Source organism: Lentzea sokolovensis (assembly GCF_033949975.1).
Taxonomy (GTDB): domain Bacteria; phylum Actinomycetota; class Actinomycetes; order Mycobacteriales; family Pseudonocardiaceae; genus Lentzea; species Lentzea sokolovensis.
Genome location: NZ_JAXAVU010000007.1, coordinates 57,124 through 77,889 on the forward strand (window position 1 = coordinate 57,124; position 20,766 = coordinate 77,889).

The window sequence follows — 20,766 nt, forward strand, 5'->3', positions numbered from 1 at the left end:
AGGTCTTTGGGATCTACATCCAGGGCGGCCCAATCGGGGTGGTCGTCACGACCGGAGGGATCCGAAGGGTGATCGAGTTCCGGGCCGTAACCAAGCGGTTCGAGGACGGGACCATCGCTGTCGACGAGCTCGACCTCACGGTCGAGGCGGGCACCATCACGGTGTTCGTCGGTCCTTCCGGCTGTGGCAAGACGACGTCGCTGCGCATGGTCAACCGCATGATCGACCCGACGTCGGGCACGATCCTGGTGGACGGCAAGGACGTCCTCACCGTGGATCCGCCCACGCTGCGGCGCGGCATCGGCTACGTCATCCAGCAGGCGGGGTTGTTCCCGCACCGGACCGTGCTCGACAACATCGCGACCGTCCCACTTCTGTCCGGTTGGGACAAACGCAAGGCGCGCACGCGTGCGGCCGAACTGCTGGAGATCGTCGGGCTCGACGCGAACTTCGGCAAGCGCTACCCGGCCCAGCTCTCCGGCGGCCAGCAGCAACGCGTCGGTGTCGCCCGCGCGCTCGCCGCGGACCCGCCGGTGCTGTTGATGGACGAACCGTTCAGCGCCGTCGACCCGGTCGTGCGCGAGGACCTGCAGAACGAACTCCTTCGTCTGCAAGCGGAACTCGACAAGACGATCGTGTTCGTCACGCACGACATCGACGAGGCGCTGAAGCTCGGTGAGCGCGTCGCGGTGTTCCAGACGGGCGGGCACCTCGCGCAGTACGCGCGGCCGACCGAGCTGCTGGCCGCGCCCGCCAACGACTTCGTGGCCTCGTTCGTCGGACGTGACCGCGGCTACCGCACGCTCACGTTCCTGCACGCGGACGTGCCCGTGCACCCCGTCACCACGGCCAAGCTCGGCGAGCGCATCACGGTCACCGACTGGACGCTCGTCGTGGACGAGGCGAACCGGCCGAAGGGTTGGCTGTCCGGTGTGGACGGTGAGGTCGAGGTCGTGGAGAAGGACCTGATCTCCGGCGGTTCGCTCTACGACGGCTCGACGTTGCGCGGCGCGCTCGACGCGGCGCTCAGCTCGCCGTCCGCGCTCGGCGTGGTCGTCGACGGCGCCGGCGCCGTCACCGGCGTGGTCAAGGCCGACGACGTCATCAAGGCCCTCGCGAAGGCCCGCGCGGCGGGTGAGGTCCCGAAGTGACCTGGATTTTCGAGAACTGGGAAAGGTTCTGGGAAGTCACCGAGGTGCACCTGCGGCTCTCCGTCGTGCCGGTGCTGATCGGTTTCGTGCTCGCGATCCCACTGGGGTGGTGGGCGAGCCGGTCGCAGACGGCGCGCGCGGTCCTCTTCCCGTTCGCCAACATCCTGTTCACGATCCCGTCCATCGCGTTGATCGTGATCACGCCGGTGCTGCTCGGCGTGAAGATCCTCGACGAGATCAACGTCATCGTGCCGCTGGCGGTCTACACGCTCGCGCTGATGATCAGGTCGGTCGCGGACGCGCTGTCCGCGGTGCCGGGCAACGTCGTCGCCGCGGCGAACGCGATGGGGTTCCGGCCGTTGCGCCGTTTCCTCACCGTCGACTTCCCGCTGGCGTTGCCGGTCACGATCGCGGGCCTGCGGGTCGCGACCATGTCGAACATCAGCATGGTGAGCGTCGGCGCGCTCGTCGGACTCGGCGGCTACGGCCAGCTCTTCACCGAGGGCTACCAGACCGACCACACCGAGAAGGTCCTCGCGGGTCTCATCGGGACGGTCGTGCTGGCGGTGCTCGCGGACGCCCTGCTGTTGCTGATCGGACGGCTGCTCACGCCGTGGGCACGGGCGGGGAGGTGAGCTGAATGGGTGGCTGGCTCTTCGATCCCGCGCACTGGTCCGGCACGACCGGGATTCCGGTGCGGTTGGCCGAACATCTCGGCTACACGCTGCTGACGTTGCTGATCGCCGCGGTCATCGCGATCCCGCTGGGCGCGTTCGTCGGTCACACCGGCAAGGGTGGGTTCGTGATCGTCGGACTCTCCAACGCGCTGCGGGCGTTGCCGACCACGGCGGTGCTGATCCTCGTCGTGCTGTGGGCGGGTCTCGGTGACTTCCCGGTGTACGTCGCGCTGGTGCTGCTCGCGATCCCGCCGATCATGGCGGGCACGTACGCGGGTGTCCGCGCTGTCGACCCGGTGACCGTCGACGCCGCACGGGGCGTCGGCATGCGCGAGTCGGGTGTGCTGCTCCAGGTGGAGATCCCGAACGCGCTTCCGTTGATCTACGGCGGTTTCCGCGGCGCCGCGCTGCAAGTGGTCGCGACCGCCACCATCGCCGCCTACACGGGCGCCGGTGGACTGGGCAGGCTCGTCTTCGACGGCCTCGCCCTGCAGGAGTTCGGACAGATGCTCGCCGGCGCGGTGCTCGTGGCACTGCTCGCCGTTCTCGTCGACCTGGGGTTCGCCGGCCTGCAACGGCTGACGGTCTCGCCAGGGCTGCGTCCAGTGGGAACCGGAGGAAAGAGATGAAGCGCATCGCGACAGCCGTCGCTGCGGTCATGCTTCTGTCTGCGTGCGGTGGCGATCCGCTGACCGGAGACGGGAAGACCGACCCGGCCCCGACGGACACCATCGTCGTGGGCTCCGCGAACTTCCCGGAGTCGCGACTGCTCTCGGAGATCTACGCGGAAGCGTTGTCCGCCAAGGGCGTCAAGGTCTCGAAGAAGCCGAACATCGGCAACCGGGAGCTGTACTTCAAGGGCGTGCAGGACGGCTCGATCGACCTGATCCCGGAGTACACCGGCGTGCTTCTCAAGCACGTCAACAAGGAAGCGCCCGAAGTCGGTTCGGACGAGGTCTACGCGGCGCTGAAGAAGTCGCTGCCGGCGGGCCTCATCGTGCTCGACAAGTCCTCCGCCGAGGACAAGGACGCGGTCGTCGTCACCAAGCAGATCGCCGCCCAGTACAGCCTCAAGTCGCTCGACGACCTCGTGCCGTACTGCAAGGACCTGGTCTTCGGCGGCCCGCCGGAGTTCCAGAACCGCCCGGACGGCCTGCCCGGCCTGAAGGCCAAGTACGCCTGCGAGTTCAAGGAGTTCAAGGCCCTCGACGTCGGCGGCCCGCTGACCGTCGCCGGCCTGAAGGACAACACGGTGCAGGCGGCCGACCTGTTCACGACGGACGCGGCCATCAAGGCCAACGAGTTCGTGGTGCTGGAAGACCCGAAGAACGTCTTCGCCGCGCAGAACGTGTTGCCGCTCATCAACGAGAAGAAGGCGTCGCAGCAGGTCCGCGACACCCTCAACGCCATCTCGAAGAAGCTCGACACGAAGACGCTGCTGGAGCTGAACCAGAAGCTGTCGTCGCCGGACAAGCCAGAACCGGAGAAGGTCGCCAAGGAGTGGCTCGCCTCGGCGGGCATCTGACCTGGACCTGAGAACCGCTGGCCCGCAGCCGATTCACGGCTGCAGGTCAGCGGTTTTCGCTTGTACGGCCATGTAGATGAAGGTGTCCTCGTAGCCGAGCGAGTGGTTCACGCGAAGCATGTGCTCGTTCTCGCTGCTCGTGCGCGTGCGAATCTCCTCGATGCCGGTCAGGTTGTGCAGCATGCGTGCCTTGATCAGCCTGCCTAGTCCTTTGCCGCGGTGCGCCGGCAACACGACCGTCTGCAGTTGTTCGGCGAGGGTCGGGACCACGGAGTTCAGCTCCACCACCGTGACTCCGGCGGCCTCGCCCTCGTGCAGCAGGAGCACGACCCAGTGGACCGCGACGGCGGTGGCCTCCTCCCGCCGGATGCTCTCGACAGTGTTCTGCGTCAGGTCGATCGTCGTGTCGCCCTGTGGCGCGTCCCTGATTCCGTTGAGCGCCTCGACGTAGGCCTCGACGAACTCCTCCGGCGCCGCGCCCTTCCAGGTGACCAGCTCGTATCCCGCCGGAACCTCGCCGATCTCGGGCGGGTCGGCGAGAGTCAGCCGTTGTCTCGTCATGGTGGTGACGACCCGGAATCCACGGGCGGCGGCGAACTGTTCAGCAGGGCTGTCCTTGTACACGCTCCACGCCTCGATGACGGTGCGTCCGCGCAACAACGACCGCATCGCGCGGAGCAGCGCCGTACCGATGCCACGACGGCGGTGTTGAGGCAGCACCACGATGTTGGCGTTGGCGAGGTGGGTGTTCGCCTCGGCCTTGGAGACCTTCACCTCGGCATAGCCGATGATCTTTCCTTCTTCTCTCGCCACGGCGAAGTGCGCCGCCTCGAAGCCGACGTCGTCGCGGAGCTCCCACATGGCGACGCAGGATTCGTAGAGTGGCCGCTTCTTGCTGGGCGAGTCCTCGACCGCCCAGGTCGCCAGGACCTCGTAGAGGCCACGCCGGTCCTCCTCTGGCGCGGAAGCGAACTCCAGTTCCTCGATCTCGACCACTACCCCCATGCACTCATGCAACCAGCTCGTGGTGCTCCGCCCAAGCCCCGATCGCCGCGGCGATCTCCTTCGGCCGGTCCTCCTGCGCGTGGTGCCCTGCCTCACCAGCGGCCACGACGTCCAGCGCCGCGATGTTCTCCGCGCACCAGGTGTGCAACTGCGGTCCGATCAGCAACGTCGGCGAGCCCTCGAAGGTCAGCAACAGCTTGGGCACCCCGGACTCGCCCAGCCAGGCGTCGTAGGCCTCGATCCGCGGCACCAGCGAAGCAGGCTCGCCGTCGAACGGCATCTGCCGTGCCCAGGCGAGCACCGGCCGCCGGCTCGCGGCGTCGGGGAACGGCGCGAGGTAGATCGCCATGTCATCCGGAGAAACCGGCGTGCGGACACCGCCGGTGAACGCCTGTCGCACGAACCCGTCACTCTCCAGAACCAGCTCCTCACCGAGACCGGGCGTGCGGAAGCGCCGCACACGTTCCTGTGCGGGCAAAGGAAGTTCGGACCCGGTCATCGGCTTCACGATCGTCTCGAAGAAGGCGATGCCCGCGACGCGCGAAGGGTTCCTGGCCGCCCAGTCGAACGCCAGCGCGCCGCCCCAGTCGTGGCCGACCAGGATCACGCGGTCCAAGCCGACAGCGTCGAACCACGCGTCCAGGTAGCGAGCGTGGTCGGCGAACGAGTAGTCGATGTCCGGCTTGCCGGAACGGCCCATGCCGATGAGATCCGGGGCGAGCCCTCCCAGTTCGGGTAAGACGTTGCGCCAGCTGTGCGACGAGCCTGGGTTGCCGTGCAGGAACACGAACGGCGCGGAACCGGACTCCAGGTAGTGCATGGTCGAGTCGAGAACGGGAACGACGGGCATCGGAGGCTCCTCAGTCGAGCGGGACGTCGAGCAGTGCCGTCAGCTCGCGGGAGAGCGCCTCGATGCGGTCGCCGGAGCGGCCGCCCAGGGGTTCCAGCAGGCGGTCCAGCAGGGCGCCGACGACGGCGATGGCGGGCCCGACGACCTCGTGGCCGCGGTCGGTCAGCGTCAGCCGGACCGTTCGGGTGTCGACGGTGTCGCGGGTGCGCGCGATGAAGCCCGAAGCCTCCAATGCGCGCGCCAGCTTCGAGACGTACAGCGGTTCCAGGCCGGTGTGCTCGGCCAGTTCGCGTTGTGACGGCCGGTCCAGCGCGACCAACGACGACAGCACCACGTACTGGGCGTGCGTCAGGCCGTGCGGCGTCAACGCGCGGTCAACGGCCGTTCGCCACTTCATCGCCAGACGCCACACGAGGTGCCCAGGCGTCGCTCCCGCACTGCTCATGGCAGATACGGTACATGGCTACTATGTACATGGCTACGAAGTTGCGGCGTGCCCGCCGATCCGGACCGTCAGCTCCTCGGCCGCCTTGCGGACCTCCTTGGCCAGATCGGGCCAGGTAGCGCCGCACGGCGTGTCGCACAGGTGCCGGAACGTCAGCGTGATGGCCGCGATCGGTCGCTCGCCGTGGTCGAACACCGGTGCGGCCACCGAGGCGAACCCCGCGGTCACGAACCCGTCCTCGACCGACCAGCCCTGGCGGCGTTCGAGCGTCAGCAACCGGCGCAGCGCCGGCAGGTTGTGCGGGCCCCGGCCGGTTCGGTCGACGAACGCGGCCACGGACGGCAGCAGTGCCCTGACCTGCGCCGGCGGCAGGTGGGCGAGCATCGCGCGGCCGGAGGCGGTCAGGTGGGCCGGCAGCCGGACGCCGACGTCGGACACGATCGACTGCGGCTGCCTGGGCTGCTCGCGCACGAGGTAGAGGGCCTCGGCGCCGTGCAGGACACCCAGGTGCGCGACCTTCTCCATCCGGTCGGCGAGCTTGCGCAGCAACGGGCGGGCCAGGCGTTCCAGCGGGTCGTGCCGCAGGTACGCGGAGCCGAGTTCGAACGCCGCGACGCCCAGGCCGTAGCGCTTCTCCTCGGGAAAGTGCGTCGCGAAGCCGGCCTCGGTCAGCTCCGACAGCAGGTGATAGGTCGTTGACCTGGGCAGATTGAGCTCGCGCGCCACCGACGCCGCGGAGACGGGCCCCGGTCTGCCCGCCAGCAGCCGGAGGACCGCCAACCCTCGCCGCAGCGCGGGAACGTCACTGCTGCTGCCCACGCAGTGATTTTCCCACGTGATGCAGCCCACGCCGTTACTACATCAGGGCACACTCAACAGAACACGCCCGGGGAGCGTTGGAGGGGCGTGACGGTTTTGAAGGGGGTCGGGATTGACACCGAGTTTCGATGACTTCGTGGCAGAACAGGTGACCCCGTTGCTGCGCTATGCCACCGTGCTCACGTGCGACCCGCACCTGGCCCAGGACGTGGTCCAGGAAGTCCTGCTGCGCGCGCAGCAGAAATGGGATCGCATCGGTTCAGTCGACCTCCCCAACGCCTACGTCAAGCGCATGGTGACCAACGAGTACCTCTCGTGGCGCAGACGCAGGGCCGCCAAGGACGTCGCTCTCTGCATGACGACGCTGGAGTCCGTCACCCCGCCCGTCGCGGACAAGACGCACCACTACGACGAGCGGGAAGCAATGTTGCAGCGGATCGCGAAGCTGCCCCGCAAACAGCGGGCCGCCGTCGTGCTCCGCTACTACGAGAACTACGAGGACTCGGAGATCGCACAGATGCTCGGTTGTGCCGAGGGAACCGTGCGCAGCCACATCTCGCGTGCGCTGGCCACACTCCGCCTGGACCACACGCCGGAGCCCGCAGGAGTCGGGTTGCGGCTAGGGGAGGGCCTGTCGTGAACGACACCGAACAGCTGATCAAGGATGCGCTCGGCCAGCTCGCCGAACGCACCCCGCATCCGGGGCCGACGCTGAACGCCCTGAGGCGCAAGCGGAAGCGGCAGCGGAACAACATCTTCCTGATCGCCACGGCCGGCGTGGCCGCGGTCGCCGTCCTGATCTTCGCGGGCGTCATCGCCGGCGACAGGTACACGCCGCCGAACGCGAACGACGCCGCCGCCGCGCTCGTGCAGGACAACGGCAAGAGCGCCGCGTTCAAGTACGCACCGCACTGGTTGCCGTTCGGGTTCGTCGAGAGCCTTCGCGCCACGAACGTGGCGCCCACCAGGGTGTGGGGTCCCGCGGGCGCTACGCCCTACAGCAATCCGGGCCTCGTGATCAGGGCGCTCGGCGGGATGCCGGACACCCACGGGTGGGAGTCGGCCAAAGTCCGCGGTCTGGAGGCGTGGGTGCAGGTCAGGGGAGACGCCGCAACCGTCGTCTGGAAGGCGCAGGACGTCTTGGAGGTGACCATGGGCGGGGTGAGCGACGCACGTGAGGTCGCTCTGCGCGTGGCCGAGTCGGTGCGAGCCGACGGCAAGATCACCCACGAACCGCCGTTCAAGCTCGAAGGCAGGTACGCCGAGGTCGTGCGCGGCACCGCGCCGGACAAGTGGCACTCGTCGCTGGGCAAGAACTCGATCTCCGTGCAGGTGGCGACGGACAGGCCGGAGCTGCCCGCGCCGAACGAGGCGCTGACCGTGCGCGGCAAGCAGGGCGTGCGCAACGGCAACACCGTGGCGGTCCAGGACGGCGGCCTGTGGATCTCGGCGACCTCCAGCGCCTGGTCCGACGAGCTGGTCGAGCTGGTGAACAAGGTCGAGATCGCCGGTCGGCCGGACACGGGCTGGATCGGCAAGGGCCTCTAGAGAGCCTGTCTGGGATCTCAGACACCATCGGGCGCTCCGGGGTCGCTGACTCGGCCCCGGAGCGCTGTGATGTCTGCATGCGACAACCGGTGGAGCTGGGTCCGAAGCCTCTGACCCTCGAGGACGTTCATGCCGTCGCCCGCGACGGCGCCCCGGTGGAGATCACCGCGGCGGCCCGTGAGGCGGTCACCGCCGCCCGTGGCCACATCGAACAGCTCGCCACGGCCGAACGCCCCACCTACGGCGTCTCGACCGGGTTCGGCGCGCTCGCCGTCCGGCACATCCCGCCGGACCGCCGTGCCCAGCTGCAGCGGTCGCTGATCCGCTCGCACGCCGCCGGTTCCGGGCCCGAGGTCGAGCGGGAGGTCGTGCGGGCGTTGATGCTGCTGCGCCTGCGCACGCTCTCGACCGGCCACACCGGCGTCCGGCTGTCCACTGTGGACGCCATGGCCGGGATGCTGAACGCCGGCATCACCCCGATCGTGCACGAGTACGGCTCGCTGGGCTGTTCCGGCGACCTCGCGCCGTTGTCGGCGAACGCGCTGGCGTTGATGGGCGAGGGCATGGTCCGCAACTCCCGCGACGAGCTCGTGCCCGCCGCCGTGGCGCTGGAGGAAGCCGGTATCGAACCGGTGCAGCTGGCCGAGAAGGAAGGCCTCGCGCTGATCAACGGCACCGACGGCATGCTCGGCATGCTGTCGCTGGCGATCGCCGACTTCACCAGGCTGCTGGACGTCGCGGACCTCACCGCCGCGATGAGCGTCGAGGCTCTGCTGGGCACGGACCGGGTCTTCGAACCCGAACTGCACGCGCTGCGCCCGCACCCCGGCCAGAACGTCAGCGCCGCGCGGATGCTCGCGTTCCTCAAGAACTCCGAGATCGTCGCCTCGCACCGCGGCCCGGACTGCACCCGCGTGCAGGACGCGTACTCGCTGCGCTGCTCGCCGCAGGTGCACGGCGCGGCTCGCGACACGGTGGCCTACGCGGCGACGGTGGCCGATCGCGAGCTGTCGTCCGTGATCGACAACCCCGTCGTGCTGGCGGACGGCCGTGTCGAGTCCAACGGCAACTTCCACGGCGCCCCGGTCGCGTACGTGCTGGACTTCCTGGCCATCCCGCTCGCGGACGTCGCGTCCATCGCCGAGCGTCGCACCGACCGCATGCTCGACGTCTCGCGGTCGCACGGCCTGCCGCCGTTCCTCGCCGACGACCCCGGCGTCGACTCCGGCCACATGATCGCCCAGTACACCCAGGCGGCGATCGTGTCCGAGCTCAAGCGCCTGGCCGTGCCGGCGTCCGTCGACTCGATCCCGTCCTCCGCGATGCAGGAGGACCACGTGTCGATGGGCTGGTCCGCCGCCCGCAAGCTGCGCAAGGCCGTGGACGGTCTCACGACCGTGCTGGCCATCGAACTGCTCACCGCCGCACGGGCTCTCGACCTGCGCGCGCCTCTCAAGCCCGCCCCCGCGACGGCCGCCGCCGTGGCGAAGTTGCGCGAGACCGTCCTGGGCCCCGGCCCGGACCGCCACCTCGCCCCCGAGATCGCCGCCGCCGAGGCCCTGATTCGAAGTGGAGCCCTGTAATGGCTGTTCGCGCTGACCGAGGCACCGAGCTGACCGCGAAGAACTGGTCGACCGAAGCCGCGCTGCGGATGTTCCACAACAACCTCGACCCGGACGTCGCCGAGCGTCCCGAGGACCTCGTGGTCTACGGCGGCACCGGCAAGGCCGCGCGCGACTGGCCGTCGTTCGACGCGATCACCCGCGAGCTCAAGAACCTGGAAGCCGACGAGACCCTGCTCGTGCAGTCCGGCCGTCCGGTCGGCGTCATGCGCACGAACGAGTGGGCGCCTCGCGTGCTCATCGCGAACTCCAACCTCGTGCCGGACTGGGCGAACTGGCCCGAGTTCCGCCGCCTGGAGGCCGAGGGCCTCACGATGTACGGGCAGATGACCGCCGGGTCGTGGATCTACATCGGCACCCAGGGCATCCTGCAGGGCACCTTCGAGACGTTCGCCGCCGTCGCCACCAAGCGCTTCAACGGCACGCTGCGTGGAACCCTCACGGTGACCGCGGGCCTCGGCGGCATGGGTGGCGCGCAGCCGCTCGCCGTGACGATGAACGAGGGCGTTGCTCTCTGCATCGAGGTCGACCCGCATCGCGCGCAGCGTCGCCTGGAGACCCGCTACCTCGACGAGGTGGCGGACGACCTGGACTCGGCGATCGAACGCGTGCTGGCCGCGAAGGCCGCCGGTGAGGCCGTTTCCGTTGGTGTCGTGGGCAATGCGGCGGAGATCCTGCCCGAGCTGCTGCGCCGCGAGGTCGCGATCGACATCGTCACGGACCAGACGTCGGCGCACGACCCGTTGGCGTACCTGCCCGTCGGTGTCTCGCTGGAGGAGTGGCAGGACTACGCCGCCACGAAGCCCGAGGAGTTCACCGAGCGCGCCCGCAAGTCGATGGCCGCGCACGTCGAGGCCATGGTCGGGTTCATGGACCGCGGCGCCGAGGTGTTCGACTACGGCAACTCGATCCGCGGCGAGGCGCAGCTCGGCGGCTACGAGCGCGCTTTCGCGTTCCCCGGCTTCGTGCCCGCCTACATCCGGCCGCTGTTCTGCGAGGGCAAGGGCCCGTTCCGCTGGGCGGCGCTGTCCGGCGACCCCGCCGACATCGCCAAGACCGACGCCGCGATCCTGGAGCTGTTCCCGGAGAACGAGCAGCTGCACCGGTGGATCAAGATGGCAGGTGAGCGCGTCGAGTTCCAGGGCCTGCCCGCCCGCATCTGCTGGCTCGGCTACGGCGAACGGCACCTGGCCGGCCTCAAGTTCAACGAGATGGTGGCGTCCGGCGAGCTGTCCGCGCCGATCGTCATCGGCCGCGACCACCTCGACTGCGGCTCGGTGGCCTCCCCGTACCGCGAGACCGAGGCGATGGCCGACGGTTCCGACGCGATCGCGGACTGGCCGCTGCTCAACGCCCTGGTCAACACGGCTTCCGGTGCCACGTGGGTGTCGATCCACCACGGCGGCGGCGTCGGCATCGGCCGTTCGATCCACGCCGGCCAGGTGACGGTCGCGGACGGCACCGAGCTCGCGGCGCAGAAGATCGAGCGCGTGCTGACCAACGACCCCGGCATGGGCGTCATCCGGCACGTGGACGCCGGGTACGACGAGGCGAAGACGGTGGCAGCGGACAAGGGCGTCCGCATTCCGATGGAGGGCTGATGCTCGACCAGATCGCGGACGTCGGCAAGGACCTGAAGCGCGGCGGCTACTCGCGCCACGGGTACAACAAGCCCGAACTCGAACTGCGGCACTGGTTCGTCGAGCAGGCGGTCCGGCGAGGTCTCAACGTCGAGACCGACCGGAACGGCAACCTCTGGGCGTGGTGGGGCGAGCGCGGCGACAACGCGCTCATCACCGGCAGCCACCTGGACTCGGTGCCCGGCGGCGGCGCGTTCGACGGCCCGCTGGGGGTGACGTCGGCTCTGGAGGCCGTGGATCTCCTGCAGGCAAAGGGGTTCAAGCCCGCGCGGCCGTTCGCGATCACGGTCTTCGCCGAGGAGGAGGGCGGCCGGTTCGGCGTCGCGTGCCTCGGCTCCCGGCTGCTGGCCGGCGCCATCTCCCCGGAGAAGGCGCTGGCGCTCAAGGATCCGGACGGCATCACGCTCGCCGAGGCGATGAAGGCCGCCGGGTACGACCCCGATCTGGTTGGCCGCGACGAACGGGCGCTCAAGCGCATCGGCCAGTTCGTCGAGCTGCACGTCGAACAGGGCCGCGGCCTCACGGTGCCGGTCGGTGTGGCGAGCAGCATCCTCGCGCACGGCCGGTGGCGCTTCACGTTCGCCGGCGAGGGAAACCACGCCGGCGCGACGCTGATCGAAGATCGCCGTGACCCGATGCTTCCGGCATCACAACTCGTCCTCGCCGCCAGGAAGGCGGCCAGGGGTGGCGGGCGTGCCACCGTGGGAAGGCTCGTCCCCAACCCCGGTGGCACCAACGTCATCGCGTCCACTGTGGACGTCTGGCTGGACGCACGGGACACCGACGACGCGCGCACCCGTGCGATGGTCGCGGAGATCTCCGAGGCGGCTCACCAGGCCGCCAAGGAGGAAGGCTGCGAGCTGAGGATCACCGAGGAGTCGTACGGCGACACGGTGCACTTCGACAGCGGGCTGCGGGACGACATCGCGGGTGCGCTCGGCGGCGTTCCGGCGCTGCCGACCGGAGCAGGTCACGACGCGGGCATCCTCGCCGCGCACGTGCCGACCGCGATGTTGTTCGTGCGCAACCCCACCGGCGTCAGTCACGCGCCGGAGGAGTTCGCCGAGCAGGCCGACGTCGACGAGGGCGTCAAGGCGCTGGCCGCGACCATCGAACATCTCGGCTCATGAACTTCTGGTGCGAGCGAGCCTGGTTGCCCGCCGGGCTCGCCGAGCGCGTCCTGATCAGGGTCGAGAACGGTGTGATCGCGAACGTGTCCACTGTGGACACGATTCCGCTGGGTGTTCGCCGCCTGCACGGCGTCGTCGTGCCGGGCTTCGCGAACGCCCACTCGCACGCGTTCCATCGGGCGTTGAGGGGTCGCACGCACGACGGCGGCGGCACGTTCTGGACGTGGCGCGAAGGCATGTACGCGCTGGCGTCGAAACTGACCCCGCAGTCCTACTACCGCCTGGCCCGCGCGGTCTACGGCGAGATGGCGCTCGCGGGTGTGTCGGCCGTGGGGGAGTTCCACTACGTCCACGACAGGTCGAACGAGTTCGGGTACGCGCTGCGTGAAGCGGCCAAGGACGCGGGCATCCGCCTCACGTTGCTCGACACCTGCTACCTCGCGGGTGGCATCGACCAGCCGGTGAACGAGGTGCAGCAACGCTTCTCCGACGGCACCGCCGAGGCGTGGGCGTCCAGGGTCGGCGAGCTGAAGTCCGACGACGTGATGCGCGTCGGTGCCGCGATCCACTCGGTCCGGGCCGTCCCGCGCGCCGAGCTCTCCGTGGTGGCGCAGGCGTTCCCGGACGCCCCGTTGCACGTCCACCTCTCCGAGCAGCCCGCCGAGAACGAGGCCTGCCTGGCCGCCTACGGCCTCACGCCGACCGGACTCCTGCACGAGGCCGGGGCGTTGTCACCCCGCACGACGGCCGTGCACGCCACGCACCTGACGGCCGAGGACATCGCGATGCTGGGCGGCTCCGGCACCGGCGCGTGCTTCTGCCCGACGACCGAGGCGGACCTGGCCGACGGCATCGGCCCCGCCCGCGAACTGGCCGACGCGGGCAGCCCGTTGTCGCTGGGCAGCGACCAGCACGCGGTGATCGACCCGCTGCTGGAAACCCGCGCGTTGGAGCACGACGAACGCCTCCGCACCGGTCAGCGCGGCCGTTTCTCGCCGGCCGAACTGCTCGACGCCGCCACCCGCCACTCCGCACTCGGCTGGGACGGCGGACGCATCGAGCCGGGCGCGCCCTGCGACCTCGTGGCGATCAGCTGCTCGACGCCGCGCACCGCGGGTTCGTTGCCGCAGCAGGTTCTCCTGACGGCGACGGCGTCCGATGTGGACACGGTGGTCGTCGGCGGCCGCGTGGTCGCCGCAGGTGGGGTGCACGAGACTCTGGGAGACGTCGGCAGGCTGCTGACGGACGCGATCGAGGAGCTGTGGGAATGAGCGTGCTGATCACCGGCATCGGTGAGCTGACCACGAACACCGAAGTCAGCGGCGACGCGCTGGTCATCGACGGCTCGGAGATCGCCTGGGTCGGAAACGCGAACAGCGCCCCCGCGGCCGACGAACGGGTCGACGTCGAGGGCCGCGCGGTGCTGCCCGGCTGGGTCGACAGCCACACCCACCTGGTCTTCGCGGGCGACCGCACCGCCGAGTTCGGCGCGCGCATGGCCGGCAAGCCCTACACCGCGGGCGGCATCGCCGTGACCGTCAACGCGACCCGTACCGCGACGGACGAGGAACTGGCCGCGGTCCTGCGCAAGCACGTCGCCGAGGCTCTCCGCCAAGGAACGACGTTCGTCGAGACCAAGACCGGCTACGGCCTGAACGTTCAGGACGAGGTGCGGTCGGCGCGCATCGCGGCCGAGCACGCCGACGAGGTCACGTTCCTCGGCGCCCACCTCGTGCCGCCCGGCGCGGACGCGGACGAGTACGTCGACCTGGTCCGCGGCGAGATGCTCGACGCCGTCGCACCTCTCGTGCGCTGGGCTGACGTGTTCTGCGAGAAGGGCGCCTTCGACTACGACCAGTCGAAGGCCGTGCTCCAGGCAGCCGCGGCGAAGGGCCTCGGCCTGCGCGTCCACGGCAACCAGCTCGGCGAGGGCCCCGGTGTGCGGCTGGCCGTGGAACTCGGCGCCGCCTCGGTAGACCACTGCACGTACTTGTCGCCTGCCGACATCGACGCGCTCGCGTCGTCGGACACCGTCGCCACGCTGCTCCCGGCGTGCGATCTGTCGACCCGCCAGTCGCTGCCGCCCGCCCGCGCCCTGCTGGACGCCGGTGCGACGGTCGCGCTCGCCAGCAACTGCAACCCCGGCTCGTCCTACACCTCGTCGATGGCGTTCTGCGTGACGACAGCGGTCCTGCAGATGCGGATGAGCGTCGAGGAAGCGGTCTGGGCGGCCACGGCGGGAGGCGCGCAGGCGTTGCGCCGCACCGACGTGGGGGTCATCAGGCCTGGTGCGCGGGCTGATCTCCACGTGCTGGACGCACCCTCGATCACGCATCTGGCGTACCGACCGGGCGTCCCGTTGACGCACTCGGTGTGGCGTCGGGGCGAACGAGCCAATTGAGACAGCTGTCTCATTGCCCTCCGTGTGGGCCTACTGGCGGAAGGTGCGGGGCCGTACGGTGTCCCCGTGGTGGATTTCGCGGAGGCCCTGACGAAAGCCGTCGACAACAGCGGCCTCAGTCTCGAACGCATCCAGCACCACCTGGCCGCGCGCGGCATGCAGGTGAGCATCTCGACGCTCAGCTACTGGCGCCGCGGCCGCAGCCGGCCGGAACGCCCCGAGTCGCTGAAGGTCGTCGCCGCGCTGGAGGAGCTGCTCGACCTCGGTGAGGGCTTCCTGACCGACCGGCTGGGCGACAAGCGGCCGCGTGGGCGCTGGGTGGACCAATCACTGTCACTTGAGGACATGTGGGACTCGCGGGCCACCGACCTCGGTGAGGTCATGTCGCGGATCGACCGGCTGCAGCCGACGGCGACGACGTACCTGAGCGTGCAGGACCGGCAGGTGATCGGGCCGGACCGCCGTGAGGTCTCGAACCACTGCACCGGCGTGATCCAGGCGCTGGAGGACGGTGTCGACAGGTTTCTCGCGATCCAGCTGGCCGATGCCACGGACCTCGGCGTGCCGTCGATCGAGGCGGGGCCGCCGTGCCGGCTCGGGAGGGTGCGCAGTGAGGACTCCACGGGGTTCCTCGTCGCGGAGATCCTCTTCGACCGGATGCTCAGAGCGGGCGAGACGGCTCTCGTCGACTACGTGGTCCGGATGAGACCCGGCGCCGACAGCGAGGTCTGCGACCGGCGGTTCCTGCGTCCGGTGAACGACTACACGCTGCAGATCGACTTCCACCCGGACGCGGTGCCGGCGCGCTGTTTCCAGTTCGCGCGGCCGTCGTTGCACGAACCGGAGACCGCGCTGAACGACCTGTGGATCGGGACGACGGCGTCGACGCACATCCACGTGCGGAACTCGAAGCCCGGAATCTATGGAGTGCGGTGGGAGTGGGAGTAGCCGCTACTCCCACTCCCACCGCAAGCGCCCCCAGTCGAAACGATGCGCTCGGCCGAGCCGCATTCGGCCTGCTCATCAAGGGCGCCCAGGATGGCCGTCGCCGCTGCAGGGTGGCGGCGACAGCAGGTTCCTAGACCTTCAGCAACAGGTTCGGCGAACCCGTTTTGATGTCGGTCAGCTTGTTCGGCGTGGCCACACCGACCAGGGCGTTGCGCACCTGGGCGGGCGTCGCGGACGGGTTCGCGCTCAGGTAGAGCGCCGCCGCTCCGGCGACGTGCGGGGAGGCCATCGACGTGCCGCCCATGGACCGCGTGCCGGTGTCGTTGCTGTGCGAGGCGCTCACGATGTCGCTGCCCGGTGCCCAGATGTCGAGGCACTGGCCGTAGTTCGACGAGCCCGCAGACCAGATCGAACGCTTGTCCGCGCGGTCCGACGCACCGACCGTGATCGCCTCCGGCGTGCGGGCCGGGGTGAAGTTGCACGCGTCCTGGCCGCTGTTGCCGCCCGCCAGCACGTAGGTGATGCCCGCGCTGATCGAGCGCTTGACGGCGTTCTCCAGCGAGGCGTTCGTGCCGCTGCCGCCAAGGCTCATGTTGACGACGGCGGGCTTCTTGCCGTTGGCGGTCACCCAGTCGATGCCGCGGATGATGCCGTCCCACGCACCGCTGCCGTTGCAGTCGAGGACGCGGACGCCGACGAGCTTGGCCTTCTTCGCGACGCCGTAGGTCTTGCCCGCGACCGTGCCGGCGACGTGCGTGCCGTGGCCCTGGCAGTCCTGTGCGACGGCGTCGTTGTCGATGAAGTCGTAACCGTCGGAAGCGCGGCCCTCGAATTCGGAATGCGTTTTCCTGATTCCGGTGTCGAGAACGTACGCCGTCACGTTCGACGCGGTGTTCGGGTAGGTGTAGGACTGGCTGAGCGGCAGATTCGCCTGGTCGATCCTGTCGAGACCCCAGACCGGGTTCGACTGCGTGGCCTGGATCGTGGCGACCGTGTTGCGCTCGACGAATTGAACGTCCGGGTCGGCCGCGAGGCGCCGCGCCTGTCGTTCGGACATTCCGGTGACCGAGAACCCGTTCAGCGCGGTGCTGTAGGTGTGCTTGACATTGCCCTGGTAGCGGGACGCCAACGCGCTGGCAGGGGTGCGCGCTCCGTCCTTCAGCACCACGATGTAGCTGCCCTCGACCGCCTGTGCGCCCGCACCGGGGAGCACTGCTTGTTCAGCGATCGCGGTGGGCGTCCACATCGCTGTGGAAGCGATGCCCAATGCCGCCGCGATGGCGACACGACGCCGAAGTGCCATGGGTTCCTCCTGGCAGGGAATGAACTGGGGAACACCAAGAAACTAACGCGAGTTGTGCTCTGGATAACAGGTTCGAAACTTCAGTTCTCAATACTGTCAAAACTGTTTTGACACCGTTTTCGGGCACTCGCCGTGCCTGGACGAGCCGGATTTGATCACTGGCCGTAGCATTCGGGCGTGCAGGAATTCGCCGAGGCGTTGACGAAGGCCGTGGAGGCCAGCGGTCTCAGTCTGGAGCGGATCCAGCACCACCTGGAGTTGCGTGGCGTGCAGGTGAGCCTGTCGACGCTGAGCTACTGGCGACGCGGGCGCAGCCGTCCGGAACGGCCTGAGTCGCTCGCCGCGGTCGCCGCGCTGGAGGAGATCCTGAAGCTGGCGCCGGGAACGTTGACCGGCAGCCTCGGCGACAAGCGGCCGCGCGGGCGATGGGTCGAGCGCGCCGCCGCGCTGGAGGGGATCTGGCAGGAGGCCGCGGTCGACCTCGGTCGCGCCATCAACCGCGTGGACAGGCTGCTGGCGTCCCCGGCGAAGTACATCAGCCTGCGGGACGTCGTGGTGATCGGTGCCGACCGGCGTGAGATCGAGATGCGGACCAGTTCGGTGATCGAGGCGTTCGAGGACGGCGTCGACCGGCTGCTCGTCGCGAAGGTCGCGGAGGACACCGACCTCTCCACCGGTGACATCGTCGCCGAGAAGTCGTGCCGGGTGGGCCGGGTGCGCAGGGACGACGAGAACAACCTGCTCGTCGCCGAGGTCATCCTCGACCGGGTGCTGCGGGCGGGGGACACCGCGCTCGTCGACCTCAGGATGATCGCCGACCCCGGCGCGGACAGCGTGTCGGCGGACCGCACGTTCATCCGCAACCTGCGCGACTACGTGCTGGAGGTCGAGTTCCACCCCGACGCGGTGCCCGTGCGCTGTCACAGCTTCACCCGGTCCGAGAAGGGCGCACCCGACGTGGACACGGGCGACCTCTGGATCGGCACCACCGCCTCCGCGCACCTGGTCGTGCACGAAGCCCAGGCGGGCTCCGTGCACGGCATCAAGTGGGAGTGGGAGTAGCGGCCCTCGCTCGCTACTCCCACGACTGCGCATCGAGGTTCTCTAGTTCCCGATGCGCAGCAGCCTGTCGGGCGATCCGGCGCGGAGGTCGCGCAGGTTCGCTGTCGTGGTCGCGCCGTTCACGAGTGCGTCACGCACCTGCTGGTTCGTCGCGTTGGGGTTCGCGCTCAGGTGGAGCGCCGCCGCACCGGCCACGCTCGGGGCCGCCATGGACGTGCCGCTGTCGAGCCGGGTGGCGAAGTCGTTCGCGCTGGAGGCGGAACGGACGTCCGTGCCCGGTGCCCAGATGTCGACGCAACGGCCCCAGTTCGACTCCTTCGCCCACTGCGGCCAGAGCGATCGGTTGTCGTTGCGGTCGGTGGCCCCGACCGTGATCGCCTCGGGCAGCCGGGCGGGGGTGAAACCGCACGCGTCGCGGCCGTCGTTGCCCGCGGCGAGCACGTAGGTGAACCCGGCCGCGATCGACCGCCTGATGGCGTTCTCCATGAGGTCGTTCTGGCCGAACCCGCCGAGGCTCATGTTGACCACCGCGGGGCGTCGGCCGTTGACGGTGACCCACTCGATGCCGGAGACCACGCTGTCCTGGTCGGCCATGTTGTCGCAGCCGAGCACCCGCACGCTGACGACCTGCGCCCGCTTGGCGACACCGGAAGTCCGGCCCGCGATCGTGCCGGCGACATGGGTGCCGTGGCCGGCGCAGTCGCTTGCGTCCGCGTCGTCGTCGATGAAGTCGAAACCGTGCGACGCGCGACCTTCGAATTCGTTGTGCGTGATTCGGACGCCGCTGTCGAGAACGTAGGCGCGTACACCTGCCGCCGCATTGTTCGGATACGTGTACTGGGCGTTGAGAGGCAGGGCGCGCTGATCGATCCGGTCCAGGTTCCACGGCGCGTTCCACTGGGTGGTCTGGCCGGAGAGGATCAGATTGCGCTGGACGTAGGAGACCTTCGGGTCCGCGGCGAGCCGTCTGGCCTGGTGTTCGGACATGTCCCGCACGGAGAAGCCGTTGAGCACGGCCTTGTAGGTGCGCTTGAGGCTGCCCTCGTACTTGCTCAGCAGGCTCTGCGGAGATGCGCTGACGCCGTCCTTGAGAACGACGATGTAACTGCCGGGAACGGCCTCACCCTCGCCCCGCAATGCTTGTTGTGCATTGGCGGTGGGCGTGCAGAGAACGGTCGCGAACAATGCCGCAGCAATGCAGGTGTTGATTCTCATCGGGTCCTCCAGGCAGGCTTGACGCGATGAAACGTAACTTCACGGGCAGGTGAAATGGCAGTGGAGAAAATTTGGTCGCCAATACTGTCAAGACTGTGGCGAGCTGGAGCAGCTCCACGTGGCACAATGCCGCGCCGCGAGGCAGGGTGAGAGGTATGGAGTACACCAACCTCGGTCGCAGCGGCCTGTCCGTCTCCCGCCTGTGCCTCGGCACGATGAACTTCGGTCCCGAGACGTCCGAGGCCGACAGTCACGCGATCATGGATCGCGCCCACGAGCACGGCCTCAACTTCTTCGACACGGCCAACGTCTACGGCTGGAAGAAGGGCGAGGGCGTCACCGAGAACATCATCGGCAACTGGTTCGCCAAGGGCGGCACCCGGCGCGAACGGACCGTTGTCGCCACCAAGCTCTACGGCAGCATGGGCGACTGGCCGAACGAGACCAAGCTGTCGGCGCTGAACATCCGTCGCGCCGCCGACGCGTCGTTGAAGCGCCTGCAGACCGACTACATCGACCTCTACCAGATGCACCACGTCGACCGCGAAACGCCGTGGGACGAGATCTGGGAAGCCTTCTCCGTGCTGCGCCAGCAGGGCAAGGTCATCTACTTCGGCTCGTCCAACTTCGCCGGCTGGCACATCGCCCAGGCCGCAGAGGCCGCGCGCACCCGCGGGTTCCTCGGCCTGGTGTCCGAGCAGTCGATCTACAACCTGATGACGCGCTGGGTCGAGCTGGAGGTCTTGCCGGCGGCCCGTCACTACGGGCTCGGCGTGATCCCGTGGTCGCCCCTGCACGGCGGGCTTCTGGGCGGCGTGTTGCGCAAGCAGCGCGAGGGTGGGGCTTCTCGGTCGGCGTCCGGGCGGTCCGCGGACGCGCTGGAGAAGTACCGCGACACGATCGACGCCTACGAGAAGTTGTGCGCCGAGATCGGGGAGGACCCGGCGAACGTCGGCCTTGCCTGGCTGCTGCACCAGGAGGGCGTGACGGCGCCGATCATCGGGCCGCGCACCATCGAGCAGCTCGACAACTCGTTGCGTGCCGCGGAGTTGAAGCTCGACGCGGACGTGCTGGGCAAGCTCGACGAGCTGTTCCCGGCGCCGGCGCCGAACGGGTCGAAGCCGGCCCCGGAGGCCTACGCCTGGTAGCTCGCCCGGATCAGCCGAGGCCGGGGGCCAGTTGCTCAGTCCTCGAAGTCGTCGTCATCGCGCGCCAGGAATGTGGCGAAGCGTTCGATGGGCGTCTCGAAGTCCGGGTTGGCGTCGACGAACTCCCGGAGCTTGTCGGCGAGCCACGCGAAGGTGACCTCTTCCTCGCCGCGCCGCTTCTCCAGCTCTTCGATGCCGCGATCGGTGTGGTACATGGCAGAACTCCTGTGAGGGCTTAGAAAACGAGCCGCCGGACTCCAAGGGAATCCGGCGGCTC

Annotated in this window: 21 protein-coding genes; 14 read left to right on the forward strand and 7 right to left on the reverse strand. The window is 69.1% G+C overall.

The genetic code is table 11. From position 1 onward, the window contains the following. Positions 1 to 68: 68 nt before the first annotated feature. Genes SK854_RS12605 through SK854_RS12620 form a run of 4 tightly spaced genes read left to right on the forward strand, consistent with a single transcriptional unit; the run spans position 69 to position 3,353 of the window. Positions 69 to 1,151 carry an ABC transporter ATP-binding protein gene (locus SK854_RS12605; protein ID WP_319975250.1) on the forward strand — a complete coding sequence of 361 codons (1,083 nt, stop codon included), beginning with the start codon at positions 69 to 71 and terminating at the stop codon, positions 1,149 to 1,151. After that, entirely contained in the window at positions 1,148 to 1,786 is a 639-nt protein-coding gene (locus tag SK854_RS12610) for an ABC transporter permease (protein WP_319975251.1), read from the forward strand. The genes SK854_RS12605 and SK854_RS12610 overlap by 4 nt, the downstream gene beginning before the upstream one ends. A gap of 5 nt (positions 1,787 to 1,791) precedes the next feature. Continuing rightward, on the forward strand, positions 1,792 to 2,457 hold the full coding sequence (locus SK854_RS12615; protein WP_093592096.1) for an ABC transporter permease: 666 nt from the start codon (positions 1,792 to 1,794) through the stop codon (positions 2,455 to 2,457). Between the two features lie 29 nt (positions 2,458 to 2,486). Further along, positions 2,487 to 3,353: an ABC transporter substrate-binding protein gene (locus SK854_RS12620; RefSeq protein ID WP_319975252.1), complete on the forward strand. Its 867-nt coding sequence runs from the start codon at positions 2,487 to 2,489 to the stop codon at positions 3,351 to 3,353. Between the two features lie 33 nt (positions 3,354 to 3,386). Here the strand turns inward: SK854_RS12620 and SK854_RS12625 are convergent, their stop codons facing one another. Genes SK854_RS12625 through SK854_RS12640 form a run of 4 tightly spaced genes read right to left on the reverse strand, consistent with a single transcriptional unit; the run spans position 3,387 to position 6,472 of the window. Beyond that, on the reverse strand, positions 3,387 to 4,358 hold the full coding sequence (locus SK854_RS12625; RefSeq protein WP_319975253.1) for a GNAT family N-acetyltransferase: 972 nt from the start codon (positions 4,356 to 4,358) through the stop codon (positions 3,387 to 3,389). Positions 4,359 to 4,362: 4 nt separating this feature from the next. After that, on the reverse strand, positions 4,363 to 5,208 hold the full coding sequence (locus SK854_RS12630) for a haloalkane dehalogenase (protein ID WP_319975254.1): 846 nt from the start codon (positions 5,206 to 5,208) through the stop codon (positions 4,363 to 4,365). 10 nt (positions 5,209 to 5,218) lie between these two features. Further along, a complete protein-coding gene (locus SK854_RS12635) occupies positions 5,219 to 5,653 on the reverse strand; it encodes a MarR family winged helix-turn-helix transcriptional regulator (protein ID WP_319975255.1) in 435 nt (144 codons plus the stop codon). A gap of 33 nt (positions 5,654 to 5,686) precedes the next feature. After that, on the reverse strand, positions 5,687 to 6,472 hold the full coding sequence (locus SK854_RS12640) for an IclR family transcriptional regulator (protein ID WP_319975256.1): 786 nt from the start codon (positions 6,470 to 6,472) through the stop codon (positions 5,687 to 5,689). Positions 6,473 to 6,584: 112 nt separating this feature from the next. On the opposite strand from SK854_RS12640, the gene SK854_RS12645 reads away from it, so the two are divergent. From SK854_RS12645 to SK854_RS12680, 8 genes are all read left to right on the forward strand, one after another. Further along, the gene (locus SK854_RS12645; RefSeq protein WP_093592114.1) at positions 6,585 to 7,112 is read left to right on the forward strand and encodes a SigE family RNA polymerase sigma factor; all 528 of its coding nucleotides are present in this window, start codon (positions 6,585 to 6,587) and stop codon (positions 7,110 to 7,112) included. Then, positions 7,109 to 8,020 carry a hypothetical protein gene (locus SK854_RS12650; protein ID WP_319975257.1) on the forward strand — a complete coding sequence of 304 codons (912 nt, stop codon included), beginning with the start codon at positions 7,109 to 7,111 and terminating at the stop codon, positions 8,018 to 8,020. Before SK854_RS12645 ends, SK854_RS12650 begins: the two co-directional genes overlap by 4 nt. Positions 8,021 to 8,097: 77 nt before the next feature. Further along, positions 8,098 to 9,603, forward strand: coding sequence for a histidine ammonia-lyase (hutH, locus tag SK854_RS12655; RefSeq protein WP_319975258.1), 1,506 nt, complete (start codon positions 8,098 to 8,100; stop codon positions 9,601 to 9,603). Continuing rightward, the gene (gene hutU, locus SK854_RS12660) at positions 9,603 to 11,243 is read left to right on the forward strand and encodes a urocanate hydratase (protein ID WP_319975259.1); all 1,641 of its coding nucleotides are present in this window, start codon (positions 9,603 to 9,605) and stop codon (positions 11,241 to 11,243) included. Before hutH ends, hutU begins: the two co-directional genes overlap by 1 nt. Continuing rightward, complete coding sequence (locus SK854_RS12665) at positions 11,243 to 12,412, forward strand: allantoate amidohydrolase (protein WP_319975260.1); 1,170 nt, start codon at positions 11,243 to 11,245, stop codon at positions 12,410 to 12,412. The genes hutU and SK854_RS12665 overlap by 1 nt, the downstream gene beginning before the upstream one ends. Then, positions 12,409 to 13,683, forward strand: a complete 1,275-nt coding sequence (locus tag SK854_RS12670) for a formimidoylglutamate deiminase (protein ID WP_319975261.1) — start codon at positions 12,409 to 12,411, stop codon at positions 13,681 to 13,683. The genes SK854_RS12665 and SK854_RS12670 overlap by 4 nt, the downstream gene beginning before the upstream one ends. Further along, positions 13,680 to 14,813 (forward strand): imidazolonepropionase, encoded by a 1,134-nt coding sequence (gene hutI, locus SK854_RS12675; RefSeq protein ID WP_319975262.1) that lies wholly within the window; start codon positions 13,680 to 13,682, stop codon positions 14,811 to 14,813. Before SK854_RS12670 ends, hutI begins: the two co-directional genes overlap by 4 nt. Positions 14,814 to 14,879: 66 nt before the next feature. Further along, positions 14,880 to 15,761 (forward strand): hypothetical protein, encoded by an 882-nt coding sequence (locus SK854_RS12680; protein ID WP_319975263.1) that lies wholly within the window; start codon positions 14,880 to 14,882, stop codon positions 15,759 to 15,761. Positions 15,762 to 15,891: 130 nt separating this feature from the next. On the opposite strand, the gene SK854_RS12685 is transcribed toward SK854_RS12680, so the two are convergent. Further along, positions 15,892 to 17,064, reverse strand: coding sequence for a S8 family peptidase (locus SK854_RS12685; RefSeq protein WP_319975264.1), 1,173 nt, complete (start codon positions 17,062 to 17,064; stop codon positions 15,892 to 15,894). Between the two features lie 177 nt (positions 17,065 to 17,241). On the opposite strand from SK854_RS12685, the gene SK854_RS12690 reads away from it, so the two are divergent. Next, positions 17,242 to 18,126, forward strand: a complete 885-nt coding sequence (locus SK854_RS12690; protein ID WP_319975265.1) for a hypothetical protein — start codon at positions 17,242 to 17,244, stop codon at positions 18,124 to 18,126. Positions 18,127 to 18,168: 42 nt separating this feature from the next. On the opposite strand, the gene SK854_RS12695 is transcribed toward SK854_RS12690, so the two are convergent. Beyond that, entirely contained in the window at positions 18,169 to 19,341 is a 1,173-nt protein-coding gene (locus tag SK854_RS12695) for a S8 family peptidase (protein ID WP_319975266.1), read from the reverse strand. 155 nt (positions 19,342 to 19,496) lie between these two features. Between SK854_RS12695 and SK854_RS12700 the strand changes: the two genes are divergently transcribed. Next, on the forward strand, positions 19,497 to 20,489 hold the full coding sequence (locus tag SK854_RS12700; protein ID WP_319975267.1) for an aldo/keto reductase: 993 nt from the start codon (positions 19,497 to 19,499) through the stop codon (positions 20,487 to 20,489). A gap of 35 nt (positions 20,490 to 20,524) precedes the next feature. Here the strand turns inward: SK854_RS12700 and SK854_RS12705 are convergent, their stop codons facing one another. Next, positions 20,525 to 20,704 (reverse strand): DUF6104 family protein, encoded by a 180-nt coding sequence (locus SK854_RS12705; RefSeq protein ID WP_030471325.1) that lies wholly within the window; start codon positions 20,702 to 20,704, stop codon positions 20,525 to 20,527. Positions 20,705 to 20,766: the final 62 nt, after the last annotated feature.